This is a genomic window from Chryseobacterium populi (genome assembly GCF_000282115.1).
In the GTDB taxonomy this organism is placed as follows: domain Bacteria; phylum Bacteroidota; class Bacteroidia; order Flavobacteriales; family Weeksellaceae; genus Chryseobacterium; species Chryseobacterium populi.
Genome location: NZ_AKJY01000005.1, coordinates 1 through 18,745 on the forward strand (window position 1 = coordinate 1; position 18,745 = coordinate 18,745).

The following is an 18,745-nucleotide window of genomic DNA, read 5'->3' on the forward strand; positions in this document are numbered from 1 at the left end:
ATCGTAAACTACAAATTTTGAGACAGAAAAAAGACTGCCCCTTTTGAGACAGCCTCGCTTCGAACTGAAAGGAGAAGCGGGGGTGGTTTAAAATAAAAACACAAACATGAATGAAACCCTCACCCATATCAATGGGATTCCTATCCATAGGAATTTCATTGAAAAACTTCCCTACAATCCACATTTGAAAAACCTTTTAAGAGATAAGCGCAAAGCTGGAATTCTGAGTGAAGTTCTTTTCTGGAAACAGGTCCGTTCCGGATCTTTCTACAATATTGATTTTGACAGACAGAGGATCATTGGGAATTATATTGTTGATTTTTATGTGAAAAAATTGGGTCTGGTTATTGAAATCAACGGTTGGAGCCATGGTAAAAAACAAATATATGACGAAGAAAGACAGAAATATCTTGAATCTTTAACCTTAAAAGTTTTTATAATTACAGACTTCGATATCAAAAATAATTTAGCTGTGGTGATGAAAGATCTGGAACGTTTTATTATTGAGCATTATGGATTTTAACCACCCCGTCTTCCAAAATTTATCAAATTTTGGAATCCACCCCTCCGGAGGAGGGGAATTTTTTTCGTTTTCTTTGCATTGTATTTTCTAATTTGAATATCTTTAAAACGTCAAAAATTTTGAATTTTAAAATTGAGATTTAAACGTTGAACTTTAAACAGTACTATGACTTTTCAAGAACAAATACAGCAGGGTATACCCAATCAACTGCCTTCATCTAAACCATACGAAACCAATATCAACCATGCTCCGAAGCGTAAGGAAATTTTAACTGACGAAGAAAAAAAATTAGCTTTAAAAAACGCATTACGTTATTTTGAACCTCAGTTTCATGAGGAGTTATTACCGGAATTTAAGCAGGAGCTTGAAGAGTATGGAAGGGTTTATATGTATCGTTTCCGTCCGGATTATGAGATGAAGGCGAGGCCGATTACATATTATCCCGGTAAATCTGAGCAGGCAAAATCTATTATGCTGATGATTCAGAATAACCTGGATTATGCAGTTGCCCAGCATCCCCATGAATTGATTACTTATGGAGGAAACGGTGCTGTTTTTCAAAACTGGGCACAGTATCTTCTGACGATGAGATATTTGTCGGAAATGTCTGATGAGCAAACCCTGGTGATGTATTCTGGTCACCCGATGGGATTATTTCCGTCTCACAAAGATGCGCCGAGAGTGGTGGTAACCAACGGGATGGTTATTCCAAATTATTCAAAGCCGGATGACTGGGAAAAGTTTAATGCACTGGGAGTTTCCCAATATGGGCAGATGACGGCGGGAAGCTATATGTATATTGGTCCGCAGGGAATCGTTCATGGGACAACGATTACGGTACTGAATGCCTTCAGGAAAATAAAAAAAGAACCTAAAGGCGGACTTTTTGTAACTTCCGGATTGGGAGGTATGAGTGGTGCCCAGCCAAAAGCAGGAAATATTGCAGGTTGTGTGACGGTTTGTGCCGAAGTAAACCCTAAAATCACAAAAATCCGTCATGAACAGAAATGGGTGAATGAAATCCATGAAAACCTTGATGAATTGGTAGAGAGAGTAAGAAAAGCCCAGGACAATAAAGAAACGGTTTCATTGGCATATCTTGGAAATATTGTTGAGGTTTGGGAAAAATTTGATCAGGAGAATTTAAGAATCGATATTGGTTCAGACCAGACTTCCCTTCATAATCCCTGGGCAGGCGGGTATTATCCTGTGGGGCAGAGTTTTGAAGAATCGAATGCAATGATGGCTGAAAATCCTGAATTATTCAAGCAGAAAGTTCAGGAAACACTGAGAAGACATGCAGCAGCGATCAATAAGCATACAGAAAAAGGAACGTATTTCTTTGATTACGGAAACGCCTTTTTACTGGAAGCTTCAAGAGCCGGGGCAGATGTCATGTCTGAAAATCCAACCCTGGGAAGGGAATTCAGATATCCGAGCTATGTTCAGGATATTATGGGGCCGATGTGTTTTGATTATGGTTTCGGACCATTCCGTTGGGTATGCACAAGCGGAAAGCCTGAAGATTTACAGAAAACAGATGATATTGCCTGTCAGATTTTAGAAGGAATTCAGCAGAATTCACCGGAAGAGATCCAGCAGCAGATGAAAGATAATATCCAGTGGATCAAGGGAGCTCAGGAGAATAAGCTGGTCGTAGGCTCACAGGCAAGAATTTTATATGCCGATGCGGAGGGCAGGATGAAAATTGCCGAAGCATTCAATAAAGCGATTAAAAATGGTGAAATCGGACCGGTAGTTCTGGGGAGGGACCATCATGATGTTTCAGGAACAGATTCACCTTACAGGGAGACTTCAAACATCTATGACGGATCAAGGTTTACAGCAGATATGGCAATCCATAACGTGATTGGTGACAGCTTCCGTGGCGCAACCTGGGTTTCCATTCATAACGGAGGCGGAGTAGGCTGGGGAGAAGTGATCAATGGTGGTTTCGGAATGTTACTGGATGGAAGTGATGATGCAGACAGAAGACTGAAATCTATGCTGTTCTGGGATGTCAATAACGGAATTTCAAGAAGAAGCTGGGCAAGAAATGAAGGCGCGATTTTTGCGATCAAAAGAGCAATGGAGGTGGAGCCGAATCTGAAAGTGACACTTCCGAATCTTGTAGATGAAAGTTTGTTTTAAAAACTTTTTAAATATAAAAAACCTGCTGTGAAGCAGGTTTTATTTTTAAGAAAAAAACGACAAACATTGATTAAACTTTTCTAACCTTTTTCAAAAATAAATTAACTTTATAAAAAAAATATTACCTACGAGACCTGAAGTGCCAAAATCATGGTTAAAAGCATCAGTGTACTTTCTGGTGAAGGAGAATTAAAGCTTTATGGAAAGGTAGGGGAATACGGGTTGTTGTTATTGAAAGTAAAGAATAAAATACTTGGAAAAATATACCGTTCAAATTAATAATAAACAGTTTGTTTTAATTTCGGAGGATCGAAAAGAAATTGGAAGAATTGTAGAGATGAATAAATTCTTTTCTTCAGGATATTATATTATTTTTAATTCCAGGAGTTATGATATAAGGAATGTTGGTTTTCTAAAGAATGATGCAGAACTTTTCAACTCCAAAGGAATTATTTATTTTACGGACTTACAAAAAGAAAGAATTATTAAGTCTGGAGAAGATGTTAGGATTTACAATTTCAAATTAAATAAAACGAATCAGTTATTTGAAAAAGGAAAGCTTTTAATAGAAATTAAATTTGAGAAAAATAAAAGTAAGGAATCTATGTATTATGTGGAAGTTAATGATTCTATTGATGACCTATTGATATTGTTTTTTTTATATTATTCAGTACAGGAATTTAATTATATTGGAGGGAGCGAAGACTAGATATTATTTTCATGATATGAGCAATGAAATGGGAGTCGAATCTGAAAATGACACTTCCGAATATTGCGGATGAAAGTTTATTTTTTATTAAAAAATGTCAAATATTGATTAATCTTTTCCAACCTTTTCCCCAAACAGAGCATCTTTTAAAATAAAAAGATCTTATGAAACTTAGCATTCCAAAACCATGTCATGAAAACTGGGAATATATGACGCCGGATGAAAAAGGAAGATTCTGTCAGATATGTTCTGAAACCGTTCAGGATTTTACTGGTTTTTCAGATGAAGAGCTTTTGAACAGACTGAATTCCGGGGAAAAAATATGTGGAAGATTCAGGGGTGACCAGTTGGGAAGAAACTTAAGTTTTTCAATAGCTGCTAAAATAGCATTCGGGTTACTGGCGACGGGTGGAACTTTAGCAACAGTAAAGGCGCAGGAAATAAAAAATGAAAAAGTGAAAATTATTGACCGGACAAAGGGGGTTAACATCAATCATCCCATCAATGATTCAGCATATAGAAATAGAACAATCCGACTGGGCGCACCGCTTTCAAGAGCTGCCGGTAAACCGGTGATCTTATTAAACGGTAAGAAAATCTCCGAAGTTGAAATGCGGAAGTTAAACCCTGATAGGGTTAAAAGTATCAATGTACTTTCAGGTGATGGAGCAAAAAAACTGTATGGTAAAGAAGGTGAAAACGGAGTGATTGAGATTAAGACAAAAAAGAAATAAAATTATATGAGAAAAATATTATTAACCTTAGTTTTTATATTTTCATTATTTACTCCTTCACTGGCCTGTTTGAACGGAGATACCCGGGAACTTGCCAATAAACTGACATTATATACAGATCAGGAATATGGTGTTCCTTATGGGCACGATTTTCCCAAAGATCTGGATTATATTATTCTGTCACTTGAAAAAGGTTACAAAAAGACAAAAGACCTTGATTATCTCTCTGATAAGGGTTATATTTTAATTATCCAGGGGAAATATAAAGAAGCAGTTGAGCTTTACAAACAAATTGAGTCTATAAAACCCGGTAGATATTCAACGGCTTCAAATATGGGAACAGCTTATGAATTAATAGGTGATAATAAAGAAGCATTAAAATGGATTGAAAAATCTATTGCCATTGATCCCCATTCTCATTCAGGATCAGAGTGGATTCATGTCAATATTTTAAAAGCAAAATTAAAAGGAGAAAAATATTATACTTCAGATTTTCTGATAGGTAAAGATTTCGGAAAAGGGAAATACCCGAAAACTGATACTGAAGACCTGCATGCTCTGCGCAAAATGTTATATTATCAATTGAATGAGAGAATCTCTTTTGTTAAGCCTAAAGATAAAATTGTTGCCCGGCTTTTATTTGATCTGGGAAATATCTCATATCTCGTAGGCTGGAAGCCTGATGCCTACGCAAATTATCAGTTGGCAAAAGAATATGGGTTTGATGATTTGGTTTTAAAAGAAAGATTGACAATATCTAAAACCCCGGACATTAAAAATGAAACAGATTATTCGGAAGAGCAAATAAAAAAAGAAATTCTGGAATTGAATCTTCCGAGAATAAACCTTTATACTTCGATTCTGGCATTGATAGCTGTAGCGGTAGTGGTATTCCTATTCAGGAAGAAAGTTTTTCCAATGCTTAAATAGAAGATAAAACAGCTCCGGCGATCGAAGATCGCCGGAGCTGTTTTTAAAATACTTTAAAAATCAATTTACTTTTTTTACTGCTGCGATAGCCGCTTCATAATCCGGTTCGTGTGAAATATCAGCAACCTGTTCTTCATAAACGATTTTTCCTGAAGGTTCAATCACAACAACGGCCCTGCTTAAAAGACCTTTCATCACAGAATCTGTGATCTCTACACCATAAGTTTTTCCAAAATCAGAACGGAAATCAGAAAGCATTACTACATTCTTTATTCCTTCTGCTCCACAAAACCTCTTTTGCGCGAAAGGCAAATCTTTGGAAATACAAAGAACAACCGTATTCGGAATATTGGCAGCATCTTCATTAAAATGACGTACAGAAGCCGAGCAAACGCCGGTGTCTACGCTTGGAAAGATGTTAAGGATCAGGAATTTCCCTTTATAGGAATCTAATGACTGATCTTTCATCGTAACATCTGTAAGGGTAAATTTTGGAGCTGCTTTATTTACCGATGGCAATTTTGCGTAAGTATGCACAGGCTTTCCTCCCATCAAAACCGTGTTTTGGGCAAAAGCAAATATTGAGAAAAAAAATAACGTGCTGAAAGTTAATTTTGAAAGCATAAATTTTATTTTCAGTAAAATTATTCATTTTTTTAGTACCCAACATTAATTTTAATTCAAACAGTCTTCAAATAGAACAAATCTATTACCTGGCTATTTTTAAAATCAATTTTAACATCTACCTTTATTCTGACAAAAAAATTACTCTTAATTATTAAAAAAATAAAATAGATTTATGGATTCAATACATAAGCCGTCATTTCACGAAATTTTTAAAAGCGAAAATGAAATCCCTGAAGAATATAAAGTCCCTGAAATCCATCAGAGAACCTATCTGCTGAATGGTGAACTTGTAGAATGGAAAGGAGAGGTCACAAATATTTATTCCCCGGTTTGTATTCCTACAGAAAACGGATTGGAAAGAAAAATGTTGGGAAGTATCCCGAATATAGGCCCGGAAGATGCAATGGAAGTGCTTGAAGCTTCAGTTAAAGCCTATGACAATGGCCTTGGAGAATGGCCCACGATGTCCGTTGAAGGGCGTATACAATGCATGCAGAAGTTTGTATACCTGATGATTCAGCAACGGGACCTGATTATCAAACTGCTGATGTGGGAAATCGGAAAAACCCTGGCTGATTCTACCAAAGAATTTGACCGCACCGTAGATTACATCAACCAGACCATTGATGCCTTGAAAGACCTTGACCGTGAATCATCACGTTTCCAGCAGGCGGAAGGAACCATTGCCCAGATCAGAAGAGCTCCGCTGGGAGTTGTATTGAGTATGGGACCATTCAATTATCCTTTGAACGAAATATTTACCACCCTGATCCCTGCATTGATTATGGGGAATACCATCTTATTTAAATTGCCCAAACATGGTGTTCTGGCCCATTATCCATTGTTGAATGCCTTTAAGGAAGCTTTCCCTAAAGGTACTGTAAATACATTATACGGAAAAGGTTCTGAGATCATCACCCCGATTATGGAAAGCGGGAAAGTGAATGTTCTGGCTTTCATCGGATCAAGTAAGGTAGCCAACGGACTGAAAAAATTACACCCGAAAGTTAACCGTTTAAGGGCGATATTAAGTTTGGATGCTAAAAATGCAGCGATCGTTACCAAAAATGCAGATCTTGATGTAGCGGTAAGTGAATGTATCCTGGGCGCACTTTCCTTTAACGGGCAGCGCTGTACAGCCCTTAAATTGATATTTGTACAAAAAGAAGTTGTCGCCGAATTCACTGAAAAGCTGAATGCTGCGGTATCTGCTTTAAAACCGGGGCTTCCATGGGAAAAAGATGTGAAAATTACACCGCTTCCTGAAGTTAATAAGCCACCATATCTCAAAGAATGCATTGATGATGCCCTGGCAAAAGGCGCGAAAGTATTAAATGAAAACGGAGGCTATAATGAAGCTTCTTTTATGTTTCCTGCAGTAGTGTATCCGGTGAACAGTGAAATGAAATTATATCATGAAGAACAGTTTGGGCCTGTGATTCCTGTTGTTCCTTTTGATAGTATCGATGAGCCTGTTGACTATCAGGTGAACGCTTCACACGGGATGCAGGTAAGTATTTTCAGTGAAGATCCGCATGAAGTATCAAAATTAATTGACTCATTTGTGAATCTGGTAAGCCGGGTGAATATCAATTGCCAGGCTCAGCGTGGTCCGGATGTATTTCCGTTTACCGGAAGAAAAGACAGTGCGGAAGGTACCCTTTCTGTTTTTGATGCGCTTCGTTCATTCTCAATCCGTTCTCTGGTAGCGGCAAAAGTAACGGATTCCAACAGGAACCTGTTAAATACAATTGTAAGAGAACATGATTCCAACTTCCTGAGCACAGATTATATTTTTTAATTAAGTGATTACATAAGAAGCTCCGGCAGGAAATTTTAATTTCCTGCCGGAGCTTTAATTTTACATCTGATATAAGCAATCGTCCTACATGAATTTATTCAGTAAGTGAAAAAATAAGATTGATTTTTGTTAAAACTTAATTTAAAATGATTTTTTTTGTTAAAATATGTAACATTTGTGTGAAAATCTTACTAACTGTACAGAGTGAAGTGGGATGTCTTTATTGGAAAAAGAATTTCTGGAGAAGATTGAAAAGCACAAAGGAGTGGTTTTCAAAATCTCTAAGATGTATATGGATAATCAGGAAGACCAGAATGATCTCTATCAGGAGATTGTTTACCAGGCCTGGAAGTCATACAAAGATTTCCAAAGGAAAAGTGATTTCTCAACCTGGCTTTACAGAACAGCGCTTAATACAGCCATTGTATTTCTACGAAGTGAAAAAAAACGCAATTTTATACAGCATCAGAACATCGAAAATTTTACGATCCATCAGGAGAATTATAATGATACCGATGATAAAAATATGAAAATGATGTATGAAGCGATTCATCAGCTAAGTCCTATTGATAAAGCACTTATTTTTTTCTTTTTAGAAGATTTTCCGGGTAAAGAAATTGCCAGGCAGTTGGGAATTACGGAAGTAAATGCAAGAGTGAAGCTTAACAGAGCTAAAATAAAGCTGAAAGAAATAATTGAAAAGCAAAGGACCGCTTAAACCTAAACAATAAGGAAATGGAATTAGAAAATTTTAAAGAACTTTGGAATAAAGATAAACAGGATCTTCCGGAGATCTCTTTGGAAAAACAGAATGAAATTCATTCTCCCCTGGAGATGATAAGGATCAATATGAAAACTGAATTTTGGTTAATGATCGTTACATTACCCACACTTTTGTATGGTTTTCCTTTTGCCACCCATGATTCCAATATCAAAACAATATCGATATTTGAAGTGATCTTATCACTGGGCTTTATTATTTATTTTTATTCCAGGTTTATCAAATTGTACAGATTGCTTAAAAAAAGCAGTATCAATACCAATTATGACCTGTTTGCGATTAAAACCCAGCTTTTAATCTCCAAGGAAATTTATATTGCTTATTATATTTCCTATATTCCCCTTGCTTTTCTTTTATGCCTTATTCAGATAGGGTTTCATTTTGAAGAGCGTTATAATGTTGCCATTTTCGCAGTAAGTCTTATGATAAGTATTTTATTAATCTGCTTCATCATCAAATACTGGATCTATTATATGTATGGCAAATACATTGAAAATGTGGTGAGCCTGGTAGATGAGCTCAACGGAATTGAAGTAAAACCGAAAGTCGTAAGAAGAAAAACGTGGTTTGAAAAATCACAACAGTTTTTCATGAATAAATATGGCATTACCGGCAATATTATCAATACGGTATTATGGTTTGTAGGAGTGTATATATTCATCATATTTTTTCTGACATTAGTACTTCTGATCATTATTATTGTGGCTGCCAAGCTCGGTTATTTGGATTTAAATATCCTGCTTAACACTTTGGACAGATTGAATTGATTCAGTGTGTGTTATCCTATAAATAAGAATTTTTTTATTAAAAATTTTCAACAATTATGTAACATTTATATTTTTTTTCTACTAACTGGGAAATTTAATCAAGTAAATATTATGAGAAAAACTACTACTTTCGTTAAAGCATTAGCTTTTACCCTTGCTATTGGTGTAGCTCCACTCTCTCTGGTGCAGGCACAAAACCAAAAAGACAGATCGGAAATTTCTGTTAAAGACTTACCCCGGATTTCCACATCCTCTTTAATGGGAACTTTTCAGGCTAATTTTAGCGGTCAGAGTGTTTCTTCAGATTTTTTGATTAATCATTTAGGTGAATGGTTGGGAACAGGAAGTGATCACACTTTTAAATTTGTTAACGCATCTACAGATGAATTAGGAATCAAACATTCCATATATCAGCATTATTTTCAAGGGATTAAAGTGATGGATGATATCATTTCAATTCACGAAAAAAACAATCTGGTAACCTATGTAAATGGTGAGGTGATTAATAATATTGCTGTAACGGCAGGTCAGCAGGTTTCTCCCCAGGAACTGAAAAATATTATCTCTTCCGATACCCATACTGCAGCTGATGATTTGATTTTTTCCGATATTGAAAATGTAATTGCAAAAGTTTATAATGGAAGAGGAATAAGCCTGCACAGCACATCAATGGTTTGGGCTTCCGCTATGAAACCTCTTTTCTCCAAGGTGTATTATATAGACAATTCATCGAAAGAAATCGTTAAATCACTTTCTCAGATCCACACCGTAGATACTCCTTCCGTAAGTGCTACATTTTACAAAGGGAATCAGTCGATCACAGTAGATTCATATAACGGTGCCTACAGGTTGCTGGATAATGCAAGAAAGATCCGTACTATGGATGCAACAAGCATTGATGGCCAGATCGGGCTTGATGCCAATGGATATATTATCCTGAACGGAGCAACCGAATATACAAATGCCACTGCAAATTTCACGGCAGCAGCTACAAAAGCACCGGTAGAAGTACACTGGGCTATTAAATCTTCCTATGACTATTATTTAAACAAATTCAACAGGAATAGCTACGATGGGCAGGGCGCGGCAATCTCCAATTATTATAATATGGATTTTTCCAACCTGAATCCAAGCCTTCCTGCAGGATACGGATTTAACGCAACAGCTGTAGGCCTATCCAACGGAATGCAGTTTATGGCATTTGGAAACGGTAATATACCTGCTCAACCTGGAGTAGCCAATACAATGGCATCTATTGATGTAGGCGGTCACGAATATTCTCACATGATTATCTCCAGAAACGGAACCGGAGGACTTAATTATCAGGCGGAATCAGGTGCATTAAATGAATCTTTTGCCGATATATTCGGAACTGCTATTGAATTTTACGGAGCACCTTCAATGGCAAACTGGACAATGGGAGAAGGGATTCTTAATACCTCCGTTAATTATATCCGAAATATGAGCAACCCGAATGCAGGGCTTCAGTCTCTTGGTAAACAACCGGATACCTATCAGGGAACCTTTTGGGTAAATACGGCTAATACCTCTGCGGATAATGATTACGGTGGTGTACACGCTAATAGCGGAGTAGGGAACTATTGGTTCTATTTGCTTTCACAAGGAGGATCCGGAACAAATGATATCGGAAATGCTTATAATGTTACAGGAATTACCCTTGCAAAGGCTGAAAAAATTGCTTACAAAACATTAACGACTTATTTAACGCCTAACAGTACTTTTCTTGATGCTTATAACGCAACAAAACAGGCGGTTACAGATTTGTACGGGGCTGCAGGAACAGAACAGCTTCAGAATATTAATGCCTGGTATGCAGTAGGTATCGGAAACGGTGTATTGGCAACTAATGAAGTTTCCAAGCTGGAAGGCCAGTTCAATGTTTATCCGAATCCTGCGAAAAACGGTGTATTCACCATAGATAACAATAAGAATAATGCTACATTTGAAATCTATGATGTTTCAGGAAAACTTGTTAAGCAAACCGAAAAATTAAATAAAGGAGCAAATAAAATTAATATAAGCGGAACTCAGAAAGGAGTTTATGTATTAAAAATTAATGCAGACGGCAATACTGTTTCCAAGAAAATAGTAGTTGAGTAAAATTAAAAATAAAAAAACACACAATGGAAACCCGACAGAAATTTTTCTGTCGGGTTTTTTTATTATTTTTTAATAAAAGTTTGTAACATATTTTCCAAACACAAACTAACTCTATAGAGTAAGAAACCATGACCTCATTAGAACAAGAATTTTTAGATAAAATTGAAAAACATAAAGGAATCATTTTCAAGATTTCTAAAATGTACATGGATGAAAAAGATGACCGTGATGATCTTTTTCAGGAAATCACCTATCAGATCTGGAAAGCATATCCCGGTTTCAAAGGCCAGAGCGAATTCTCTACCTGGCTGTACAGAATCGCCTTGAACACGGCTATCATTTTCTTGAAATCTGAAAAAAGAAGAAGCTTTATTGCCAACGAAGATCTATCTCATTACAAAATTGAACAGGATGAATATGATCATGGGAAAGAAGAAAAGCTATCAAAAATGTATCATGCCATCCATCAGCTCAATCCAATAGACAAAGCCTTTATTTTCTATTATCTGGAAAATTTCTCCGGAAAGGAAATTGCTGATCAGATGGGAATTTCGGAGGGAAATGTAAGGGTAAAAATGAACCGCGCCAAAAATAAATTAAAAGATATCTTAAATTTAAATACATACTAATTTTTAAATCGATACCAATGAATATAGATGAACTAAAAAATGCCTGGAATGATGATGTTTTTGAAGAAACACCGGAAATCAGCATTGAACAAAATAAAAAGATCAGTCTTCCCCTGGAAAAAATGCGTAAAAATATGCGCATGGAATTCTGGTCAACCGTAGGAATATTTATTTTCGGATTTGCCATAGTCTGGATGTGCGGAGCTCCCTTTAAATTTAAATTTTATCTCACCATATTGCTGGCTTCCATGGGATTGGTAACTTTTTTCTTTTTCAGCAAATTTTTCAAGCTTTATAAAGAGATCAGTAATCCGGTGATGAAAACTTTTGATACTTTACAGGATCTGTTGCTCCAGCTCAATCTGAATAAACAATATTATCTTTCATTTTATCTTGCCTTTATTCCGTTTCTGGTTTGTGAACTGATTATTGTCATGGAGTTTATTCCACGTCCGGTACCGATAAGTGATTTTACGATAGCTACTACTATTCTTTCCTCTGTTGTTGGTGGGTTGTTTCTTCTTTACCTTGTCGGGAAATGGTGGTTTAAAAGTTTCTATGGGAAATACATCACTCAGATTGAAAATCTTTTAAAAGAATTAAAAAAATAAGGTTTCGGCGGGCAGAATGCCCGCCGAAACTTTTTTCATAGCAAGAATAGATGGAGTTTCCTTTTATTGAATGTAATAAGCCGGAAATTCCCTGATAATAGAGTATAGGTCTCTTGGTTCAAAATATTTTGAACTTACACTGGTTACATTTACAAATCCTTTGTCCTTAAAAAGTTTTTTTGTTCTTGTAACATGAAAATATTGAGAAACAACAATTACACTATTGAAATCCAGTTCCTTTTTTAACGCTAAAGTATTATCAATGGTTGCTCTTGTATTATCTCCATAATTATCGACAAGAATAAGAGAGTCCGGAATTCCTTTTGAAACCAGAAATTCTTTCATTTTTTCCCCTTCGTAATACCCTTCTTTTCCCAAGCCTCCACTTACCAGAATATTTTGATTCTACGGTTTTTATAAAGATCAATACCGGTTTCCAGCCGTTTTTGCAGCCTTTCAGACAATGTTCCGTTCTCATTTACTTTACTTCCTAAAATAACAGCCAGATCTGCTTTTTGTCCGGAATCAGCTACACCGTCAATAATGATATACAAAGAATGTATCCCCAACCAAATAATAAAAAGGGATAGAATGATTTTGAATATTTTAAAAAGTTTTTTGACCATATACAATAATACAATTATTCCGGAGTATTCTTTTTCTCTTTTTCAATCTGATTTTTTACCCAGTTCAGCTGCACATCATTTTTATGGATGATGTCTTTAAGGGTTTCACGGATTTCAATATCCGGAATAACACCTCTCCGGGAATGAGAAAGGGTAATATTAGGATTCACCAGAAGTATTCCGATGGGAAGGGTGATTTTAGAATTGGGAAGGGTTTGATAGGAATAGAAGCCTGCAACCGTACCATCATTGGCCCCGCCACTTTCTTCTCCTACCAGGACAGCCCGGCGGTCAAACTTAAGTTTAGAGCTGAAAATAGAAGAAGCTGAAAAGCTTCCGCCATTAATGAGAACATACACTTTTCCATGGAAAGCATCTTTGCTGGGCTTGGTGATATGGTCCGCTTTTATTTTATAATATGATTTACCGTCCTTTCCTTTATAAGTATTAAGGGTTTTAAGAAAGAAAAAAGTAGGATAGGTTATACCCTTCAAAGCATATTCCCAGGTGCTGCTTTTCCTGAAATAATTGGTCTTTAAAGGAGAAAACTCAGATTTAATCCTTGAAGGTTTTATAAGTGTAAACGGTTCGGAAACCAGGTAGGAATACAGATTATTGATTTCCTGTAACGAGCCGCCATAATTATTTCTGATGTCAATGATAAGATAAGATGATTTTGCTTCCTTTATCCTTTCAAAAGCCTCTTTATAAAACTTATCGGAATCATAGTGTGAAAACCTTTTTATGCCCATATAAGCAACAGAATTATCCGGAGTTAAAAACTTAAGGTCTCTGTTAGTGATACAATTCGCAGAAGCAGTCTTTTTATGGGTTTCATTACCCTGTAACAGGTCTTTCTCATTGGTTTTTCCTCTTTCAATAGTATAAATCTTTTTTTTATGTTTATATGAAATTTCAAGCTGCGCATGATCTGAAAATCCATTTTCCAGAGTATAAAAAAAGAAAAATGTATCCCTTAAATAGTATGATAGAAAAGTAGAATTAAAACCATCGCTGCTGATCATTTTTTTGTACCTCTCAATATATTGCGATACAGGAACATTATTAATTTTCAGGATCTCGGAACCGGGCTGTACAGGATAGACGGGATCTTTATTCTCTGTGATATACAGGTGATTGCCATGGATATAATAACCAAAATAACCGAATAAACGGCCTTTGTAACCAGGGAATTTGTTTTTATCCCTAGCCGGTCTGTTAACAGGAGGCTGAAGAGAAAGGTGTCCTTCATGGATGCCGGCAATGACAGGCTGTAATTTGAAATAAAACTGAACCGGATTCAGCGGCTTATTAATGGTCTGTTTCAGGCTGTCCATTTTATAATCCAGATCCCTTTTTGAAATATACTGGTACAGCTGAGGATGGATTTGCTTAAGCTTTGTATAGGCGTAGTCAACATCATTTTTAAGCTTATCCGGAGATATACAGACGTCCTGTTGCTGTTGAATGACAGCAGAAGAGCAGGAGGTAAGGATGATCAGTCCAAATAATAATATAATTTTCAATGGTGTTTTTGTGCTTTTTTTGAAAGGGCAAATTTAATGGTTTAAATTAAATCAGGATAATGGGAACATATAATTTTTATTAATGATGGATTTTAGGTAAAAGAGATTAAGTTTCTTTCTTTTATAGATCAAAAGTTAATACATTTGAAAGTTTATTTTTATTAGCATGACTTACATAATTATAATTACCATCATCTTAATCATACTGGTTTATTATATGATCATTGGTATGGAGACCTTTGGAACAGAACCCAAAGGAAAAAGGCTGGAAAGAATGAAGCAGTCGCGGCTTTATAAAAATGAGCAGTTTCATAACCTTAGCCATACACCCTCACTTGCGGAGGGGTATAGCATGACTAAAGTGCTGTATGATTTTTTTATTGCTAAAAAAGATCCGCTTTTAAAGCCTTTAAAAAATATTCCTGCTATTCATACCGATCTGAAGACGCTCCCCAGAGAAGAAGATGTTTTTATATGGATGGGGCATTCATCCTATTATATTCAGACCGATGGAGTTTCCTTTTTAATTGATCCGGTTTTAAGCTCCTATGGTTCGCCGTTTAAGTTTTTTAATAAAGCTTTTACGGGCTCAGATATATTTAAACCTGAGGATATTCCGGCTATCGATTATCTTATCATCACTCATGATCATTTCGATCACCTGGATTATCCTACGGTAAAAGCGATCAGAGAAAGAGTAGGGAAAGTAATTCTGCCCCTGGGAGTAGGAGCACATTTTGAAAAATGGAACTATCGGGAAAACCAGCTGATTGAAGACGAATGGGGTGGAACCTCAGATTTAAAAAATAATATTAAAATTACCTTTACTCCGGCAAGGCATTTTTCGGGAAGAAAAATGAAAAGAAACAATACCCTCTGGACTTCTTATGTACTGGAAACCCCAACCAAAAAAATATTCCTGGGTGGTGACAGCGGCTACGACAGCCATTTTAAAATGATTGGTGAAAAATATGGGCCGTTTGATTATGCCATTATAGAAAACGGGCAGTACAATGCAGCTTGGAAATATATACACGCCCTTCCGGAAGAAGTAATACAGGCTAGTATTGATGTTAATGCCAGAAATATTATTCCCGTGCATTCTTCAAAATTTGCCCTGGCCCTTCACGCCTGGAATGAGCCTCTGAAAAAGGTAACAAGCCTCGGGAAAGAGAAAAATCTGAATATACTCACTCCAATGATTGGTGAAAAAGTTGATCTGAATACTTCCGAGAACAGGTTCAGAGCCTGGTGGGAAGACTAATCAGGCGTGCCAGATATCTTTATATCGTTTCGGATGGTTTTCAAACTGTTGTCTTACGAAATCGCATTCAGGATCTACCAGCAGGTCTTTTTCTTCGGCATAGCGTACCAGCTCATCCAGAAGCATTTTGGCGTATCCTTTACCTTCAAGCTCTTCGTTAAGTTTGGTATAATAAACAATCAGCAGCCTCCCGTCAATCTCAATAGACATATAGCCTGCTTTTTTTTCATCAATTAATATCTGCAATTCATCTTGATATGGAGATATTTCAAATTTTATATTTTCCATAATTTTTGAGATTGGATTGAATTTAAAATAGTTATAAAAGCTTTTCTCTCTTAAAATTACAAATTAAATTGATATGAAGGATGGGTTTTCAGGAATATTAACGTAATTTATAATAAGATTAAAAGATTAAAAGATTAAAAGATTAAAAGATTAAAAGAGAATTCCCTAAACACCAAGTACCACTCATCATTCATCACTCATAACTCATCACTCTTTTTCACCATCACCTTATCAATCCTTGTCCCATCCTTATCCACTATTTCCAGTAATAAATTTCCGATCTTTATCCGGTCGCCGGTTTTAGGGACCTTATCCGTGGTACTGATGAACAGCCCTGAAATACTGATGAAATTTTTTTCGATTGCCTCATCTATTTCAATGTTGAAATATTTTTTAAAATCATAAATAGAACATTTCCCGTCAACCAGCCAGGAGTTTTCAGTTCGTTTGATAATTTCCGGCTCATTGTCAGAACCATCAGGAATATTGCCGACGAGATCATCCAGAATATCGTTCAGGGTAATAATCCCTTTTGTTGTTCCATATTCATCAATCACAATGGCAACGTGGGACTTATTATTCTGGAAATTTTCCATTAAAGGATAGATCAAAGAGTTTTCACTTACAAATATAGCCTTTCTGAGGTGCTCTCTCAAATTGAACTGGTTATGGTCAAGATCAAATAAATCCCTCATTTTCACAACACCAATGATGTTGTCTATATTATTACTGCTGGTGACAGGGTAAACGGAAAACGAACTGTTTTTAATTTTTTCTTTTACCGTTTGATAGCTATCGTCTGCATCTACCGTGATAATTTTTGATTTGTGAGTTGCCATAGAGCTCACCTTTCTGTCACCCAGTTCAAAAACATTTTTTAAAACATCATGTTCCCTTTCTTCAATGATACCGCCTTCCTTACCTTCCCGGATCATTGATTTTATTTCTTCCTCTGTAATCGTGTCTTTGGCATCATTTTGAATCCCGAAAAACTTTAAAAAGCCTTCATTCGTTATGGTAAGGAGCCATACAAAAGGAGAGGCCAATATTGACAGCCAGTACATTGGCCGGGCAATAAACATCGAGATTTTTTCAGGAAATTTAAGACCTAATCTTTTAGGGATCAGCTCTCCGAAAACAATAGATAAAAATGTAATGATAACCACAACCAGAAATGAAGCGATCTCTCTGGAGTAATGGGAGAATATTTCATATTTTGAAATAAATTCAGCCACATCTGTCGTTATTCTGTTTCCGGAATAAATACCAAGCAGAATGCCGATTAAGGTAATCCCGATTTGTACTGTAGAAAGAAACTGATTCGGATTCTCTGCCAGTTCCATAGCTTTCCTTGCACTGTAATTTCCTTTTTTCTTTTCGGTTTTTAATTTGAAACTTCTTGATGAAACCAGTGCCATTTCAGACATTGAGAAAACTCCGTTGAGTAAAATGAGTAAAATAATGATGATGATCTCCATAATAGATATAATTAAGATCTGAGGTTCTTTATAAATATAAAAATTATTTTAATCAGTTCCAGTGGTTTAGATTTTTTTAACAAAAAAAACTGGTATCTAAAGGGTCTTTGGCATTTTTATTGACAAAAACAAAGACGCTATCAGAAACCAATATCTACTATATATTCAATTTTGAAGTGGCTGCTCAGAAGAGCGGCCATTTTTTATTTTATCAATTCCTGTTATTTTATATTTAAAGTCTTGTTTGAATTTTATAATTTTGGAAAATGGAAAATTCAGAATCAATACAGGAATTTTATCAGCGTACCCAGGTGGAGATTTTTCCGTCCGGCCTTTTAAACTCCGGGTTGGGGCATTTTAATGTTTTTACCCGGGATAACTGTTCGCTGGTAACGCCTTACAGCAGAAGAGATTATTATAAAATTTCACTGATTATCGGAAAAGGGAAGCTCCATTATGCCAATAAATGGTTCAAAGTAGACCGGCCGGCCTTATTATTTTCAAACCCTGTGGTACCGTATTCATGGGAAGCAGATGATGAAAACCAGACAGGATGGTTTTGTCTCTTTACAGATCAGTTTTTGCAGAACGGAAACCGTCTGGGGAATCTTCAGGATTCGCAGCTCTTTAAAATAGGGGGATCACCGGTATTCTTTGTTGATGAAAATCAGCAGGCATCTGTCTCAAAGATTTTTATCAAAATGACAGAAGAAATACAATCGGATTACATACATAAATATGATATGCTGAGAAGCTACCTTCATATACTGATGCACGAAGCCATGAAAATGCATCCTGCTGAAAATTTTGAACCATATCAGAACGCTTCGCAGCGGGTAGCTTTATTGTTCATGGAATTGCTGGAAAGGCAGTTTCCTATAGACAGTCCGGAAGCCTACCTGAAGCTGAAAACTCCCAATGATTACGCAGAAAGCCTTTCCATTCATGTTAATTCCTTAAACCGTTCAGTGAAAGAGATGACGGGTAAAACCACAACTCAGCAGATTAGATCAAGAATCATACAGGAAGCCAATGCGCTTTTAAAACACACAGATTGGAACGTTTCTGAAATTGCTTATGGCCTCGGATTTGAAGAACCTGCCTACTTCACCAATTACTTTAAAAAACAGACTGGAATCACACCCAATGTCCTTAGAAATAGCCTTGTTTGAATTTTAT

Annotated in this window: 19 protein-coding genes; 13 read left to right on the plus strand and 6 right to left on the minus strand. The window is 36.2% G+C overall.

Annotated elements, in window-relative coordinates; genetic code table 11:
- Positions 1-106: 106 nt before the first annotated feature.
- From PMI13_RS02075 to PMI13_RS02095, 5 genes are all read left to right on the plus strand, one after another.
- A complete protein-coding gene (locus tag PMI13_RS02075) occupies positions 107-523 on the plus strand; it encodes an endonuclease domain-containing protein (RefSeq protein WP_007840163.1) in 417 nt (138 codons plus the stop codon).
- A gap of 165 nt (positions 524-688) precedes the next feature.
- Positions 689-2,674 (plus strand): urocanate hydratase, encoded by a 1,986-nt coding sequence (locus PMI13_RS02080; protein ID WP_007840164.1) that lies wholly within the window; start codon positions 689-691, stop codon positions 2,672-2,674.
- A gap of 253 nt (positions 2,675-2,927) precedes the next feature.
- Positions 2,928-3,383, plus strand: a complete 456-nt coding sequence (locus PMI13_RS02085) for a hypothetical protein (RefSeq protein WP_007840165.1) — start codon at positions 2,928-2,930, stop codon at positions 3,381-3,383.
- 164 nt (positions 3,384-3,547) lie between these two features.
- Positions 3,548-4,117 (plus strand): TonB-dependent receptor, encoded by a 570-nt coding sequence (locus PMI13_RS02090; RefSeq protein WP_007840167.1) that lies wholly within the window; start codon positions 3,548-3,550, stop codon positions 4,115-4,117.
- Between the two features lie 6 nt (positions 4,118-4,123).
- Positions 4,124-5,047, plus strand: coding sequence for a tetratricopeptide repeat protein (locus PMI13_RS02095; protein ID WP_007840173.1), 924 nt, complete (start codon positions 4,124-4,126; stop codon positions 5,045-5,047).
- Between the two features lie 60 nt (positions 5,048-5,107).
- Here PMI13_RS02095 and tpx read toward each other — a convergent pair whose 3' ends face one another.
- A complete protein-coding gene (tpx, locus tag PMI13_RS02100; protein WP_007840175.1) occupies positions 5,108-5,671 on the minus strand; it encodes a thiol peroxidase in 564 nt (187 codons plus the stop codon).
- A 175-nt stretch (positions 5,672-5,846) separates the two neighbouring features.
- On the opposite strand from tpx, the gene PMI13_RS02105 reads away from it, so the two are divergent.
- From PMI13_RS02105 to PMI13_RS02130, 6 genes are all read left to right on the plus strand, one after another.
- Complete coding sequence (locus tag PMI13_RS02105; RefSeq protein WP_007840177.1) at positions 5,847-7,475, plus strand: NADP-dependent glyceraldehyde-3-phosphate dehydrogenase; 1,629 nt, start codon at positions 5,847-5,849, stop codon at positions 7,473-7,475.
- A gap of 214 nt (positions 7,476-7,689) precedes the next feature.
- On the plus strand, positions 7,690-8,193 hold the full coding sequence (locus tag PMI13_RS02110) for an RNA polymerase sigma factor (protein WP_007840180.1): 504 nt from the start codon (positions 7,690-7,692) through the stop codon (positions 8,191-8,193).
- Between the two features lie 17 nt (positions 8,194-8,210).
- Positions 8,211-9,023 (plus strand): hypothetical protein, encoded by an 813-nt coding sequence (locus PMI13_RS02115; RefSeq protein ID WP_007840182.1) that lies wholly within the window; start codon positions 8,211-8,213, stop codon positions 9,021-9,023.
- Positions 9,024-9,134: 111 nt separating this feature from the next.
- A complete protein-coding gene (locus tag PMI13_RS02120) occupies positions 9,135-11,144 on the plus strand; it encodes a M4 family metallopeptidase (RefSeq protein ID WP_007840184.1) in 2,010 nt (669 codons plus the stop codon).
- Positions 11,145-11,272: 128 nt separating this feature from the next.
- Complete coding sequence (locus PMI13_RS02125) at positions 11,273-11,773, plus strand: RNA polymerase sigma factor (RefSeq protein WP_007840185.1); 501 nt, start codon at positions 11,273-11,275, stop codon at positions 11,771-11,773.
- 17 nt (positions 11,774-11,790) lie between these two features.
- Entirely contained in the window at positions 11,791-12,384 is a 594-nt protein-coding gene (locus PMI13_RS02130; protein ID WP_007840186.1) for a hypothetical protein, read from the plus strand.
- Between the two features lie 63 nt (positions 12,385-12,447).
- Here the strand turns inward: PMI13_RS02130 and PMI13_RS21380 are convergent, their stop codons facing one another.
- The 3 genes from PMI13_RS21380 to PMI13_RS02140 all read right to left on the minus strand — a co-directional run bounded on the left by PMI13_RS21380 (position 12,448) and on the right by PMI13_RS02140 (position 14,536).
- Positions 12,448-12,729, minus strand: a complete 282-nt coding sequence (locus tag PMI13_RS21380) for a YdcF family protein (protein WP_238536262.1) — start codon at positions 12,727-12,729, stop codon at positions 12,448-12,450.
- Positions 12,730-12,770: 41 nt separating this feature from the next.
- The gene (locus PMI13_RS21385) at positions 12,771-12,938 is read right to left on the minus strand and encodes a hypothetical protein (RefSeq protein WP_202948027.1); all 168 of its coding nucleotides are present in this window, start codon (positions 12,936-12,938) and stop codon (positions 12,771-12,773) included.
- An 86-nt stretch (positions 12,939-13,024) separates the two neighbouring features.
- The gene (locus PMI13_RS02140; RefSeq protein WP_007840191.1) at positions 13,025-14,536 is read right to left on the minus strand and encodes a S41 family peptidase; all 1,512 of its coding nucleotides are present in this window, start codon (positions 14,534-14,536) and stop codon (positions 13,025-13,027) included.
- A 166-nt stretch (positions 14,537-14,702) separates the two neighbouring features.
- Here PMI13_RS02140 and PMI13_RS02145 point away from each other — a divergent pair, with 166 nt between their 5' ends.
- A complete protein-coding gene (locus PMI13_RS02145; protein ID WP_007840192.1) occupies positions 14,703-15,800 on the plus strand; it encodes an MBL fold metallo-hydrolase in 1,098 nt (365 codons plus the stop codon).
- On the opposite strand, the gene PMI13_RS02150 is transcribed toward PMI13_RS02145, so the two are convergent.
- Entirely contained in the window at positions 15,801-16,088 is a 288-nt protein-coding gene (locus PMI13_RS02150) for a GNAT family N-acetyltransferase (protein WP_007840194.1), read from the minus strand. It lies immediately after the preceding gene.
- A gap of 197 nt (positions 16,089-16,285) precedes the next feature.
- Positions 16,286-17,566, minus strand: coding sequence for a hemolysin family protein (locus PMI13_RS02155; protein ID WP_007840196.1), 1,281 nt, complete (start codon positions 17,564-17,566; stop codon positions 16,286-16,288).
- A gap of 266 nt (positions 17,567-17,832) precedes the next feature.
- Between PMI13_RS02155 and PMI13_RS02160 the strand changes: the two genes are divergently transcribed.
- Entirely contained in the window at positions 17,833-18,738 is a 906-nt protein-coding gene (locus PMI13_RS02160; RefSeq protein ID WP_007840198.1) for a helix-turn-helix domain-containing protein, read from the plus strand.
- Positions 18,739-18,745 lie beyond the last annotated feature (7 nt).

Excerpts from the sequence above, each read along its gene's own strand:
- PMI13_RS02075 (WP_007840163.1), top strand. The coding sequence starts at position 107 with ATGAATGAAACCCTCACCCATATCAATGGGATTCCTATCCATAGGAAT.
- PMI13_RS02080 (WP_007840164.1), top strand. The coding sequence starts at position 689 with ATGACTTTTCAAGAACAAATACAGCAGGGTATACCCAATCAACTGCCT.
- PMI13_RS02090 (WP_007840167.1), top strand. The coding sequence starts at position 3,548 with ATGAAACTTAGCATTCCAAAACCATGTCATGAAAACTGGGAATATATG.
- PMI13_RS02095 (WP_007840173.1), top strand. The coding sequence starts at position 4,124 with ATGAGAAAAATATTATTAACCTTAGTTTTTATATTTTCATTATTTACT.
- tpx (WP_007840175.1), bottom strand. The coding sequence starts at position 5,671 with ATGCTTTCAAAATTAACTTTCAGCACGTTATTTTTTTTCTCAATATTT.
- PMI13_RS02105 (WP_007840177.1), top strand. The coding sequence starts at position 5,847 with ATGGATTCAATACATAAGCCGTCATTTCACGAAATTTTTAAAAGCGAA.
- PMI13_RS02110 (WP_007840180.1), top strand. The coding sequence starts at position 7,690 with ATGTCTTTATTGGAAAAAGAATTTCTGGAGAAGATTGAAAAGCACAAA.
- PMI13_RS02115 (WP_007840182.1), top strand. The coding sequence starts at position 8,211 with ATGGAATTAGAAAATTTTAAAGAACTTTGGAATAAAGATAAACAGGAT.
- PMI13_RS02120 (WP_007840184.1), top strand. The coding sequence starts at position 9,135 with ATGAGAAAAACTACTACTTTCGTTAAAGCATTAGCTTTTACCCTTGCT.
- PMI13_RS02125 (WP_007840185.1), top strand. The coding sequence starts at position 11,273 with ATGACCTCATTAGAACAAGAATTTTTAGATAAAATTGAAAAACATAAA.
- PMI13_RS02130 (WP_007840186.1), top strand. The coding sequence starts at position 11,791 with ATGAATATAGATGAACTAAAAAATGCCTGGAATGATGATGTTTTTGAA.
- PMI13_RS21380 (WP_238536262.1), bottom strand. The coding sequence starts at position 12,729 with ATGAAAGAATTTCTGGTTTCAAAAGGAATTCCGGACTCTCTTATTCTT.
- PMI13_RS02145 (WP_007840192.1), top strand. The coding sequence starts at position 14,703 with ATGACTTACATAATTATAATTACCATCATCTTAATCATACTGGTTTAT.
- PMI13_RS02150 (WP_007840194.1), bottom strand. The coding sequence starts at position 16,088 with ATGGAAAATATAAAATTTGAAATATCTCCATATCAAGATGAATTGCAG.
- PMI13_RS02155 (WP_007840196.1), bottom strand. The coding sequence starts at position 17,566 with ATGGAGATCATCATCATTATTTTACTCATTTTACTCAACGGAGTTTTC.
- PMI13_RS02160 (WP_007840198.1), top strand. The coding sequence starts at position 17,833 with ATGGAAAATTCAGAATCAATACAGGAATTTTATCAGCGTACCCAGGTG.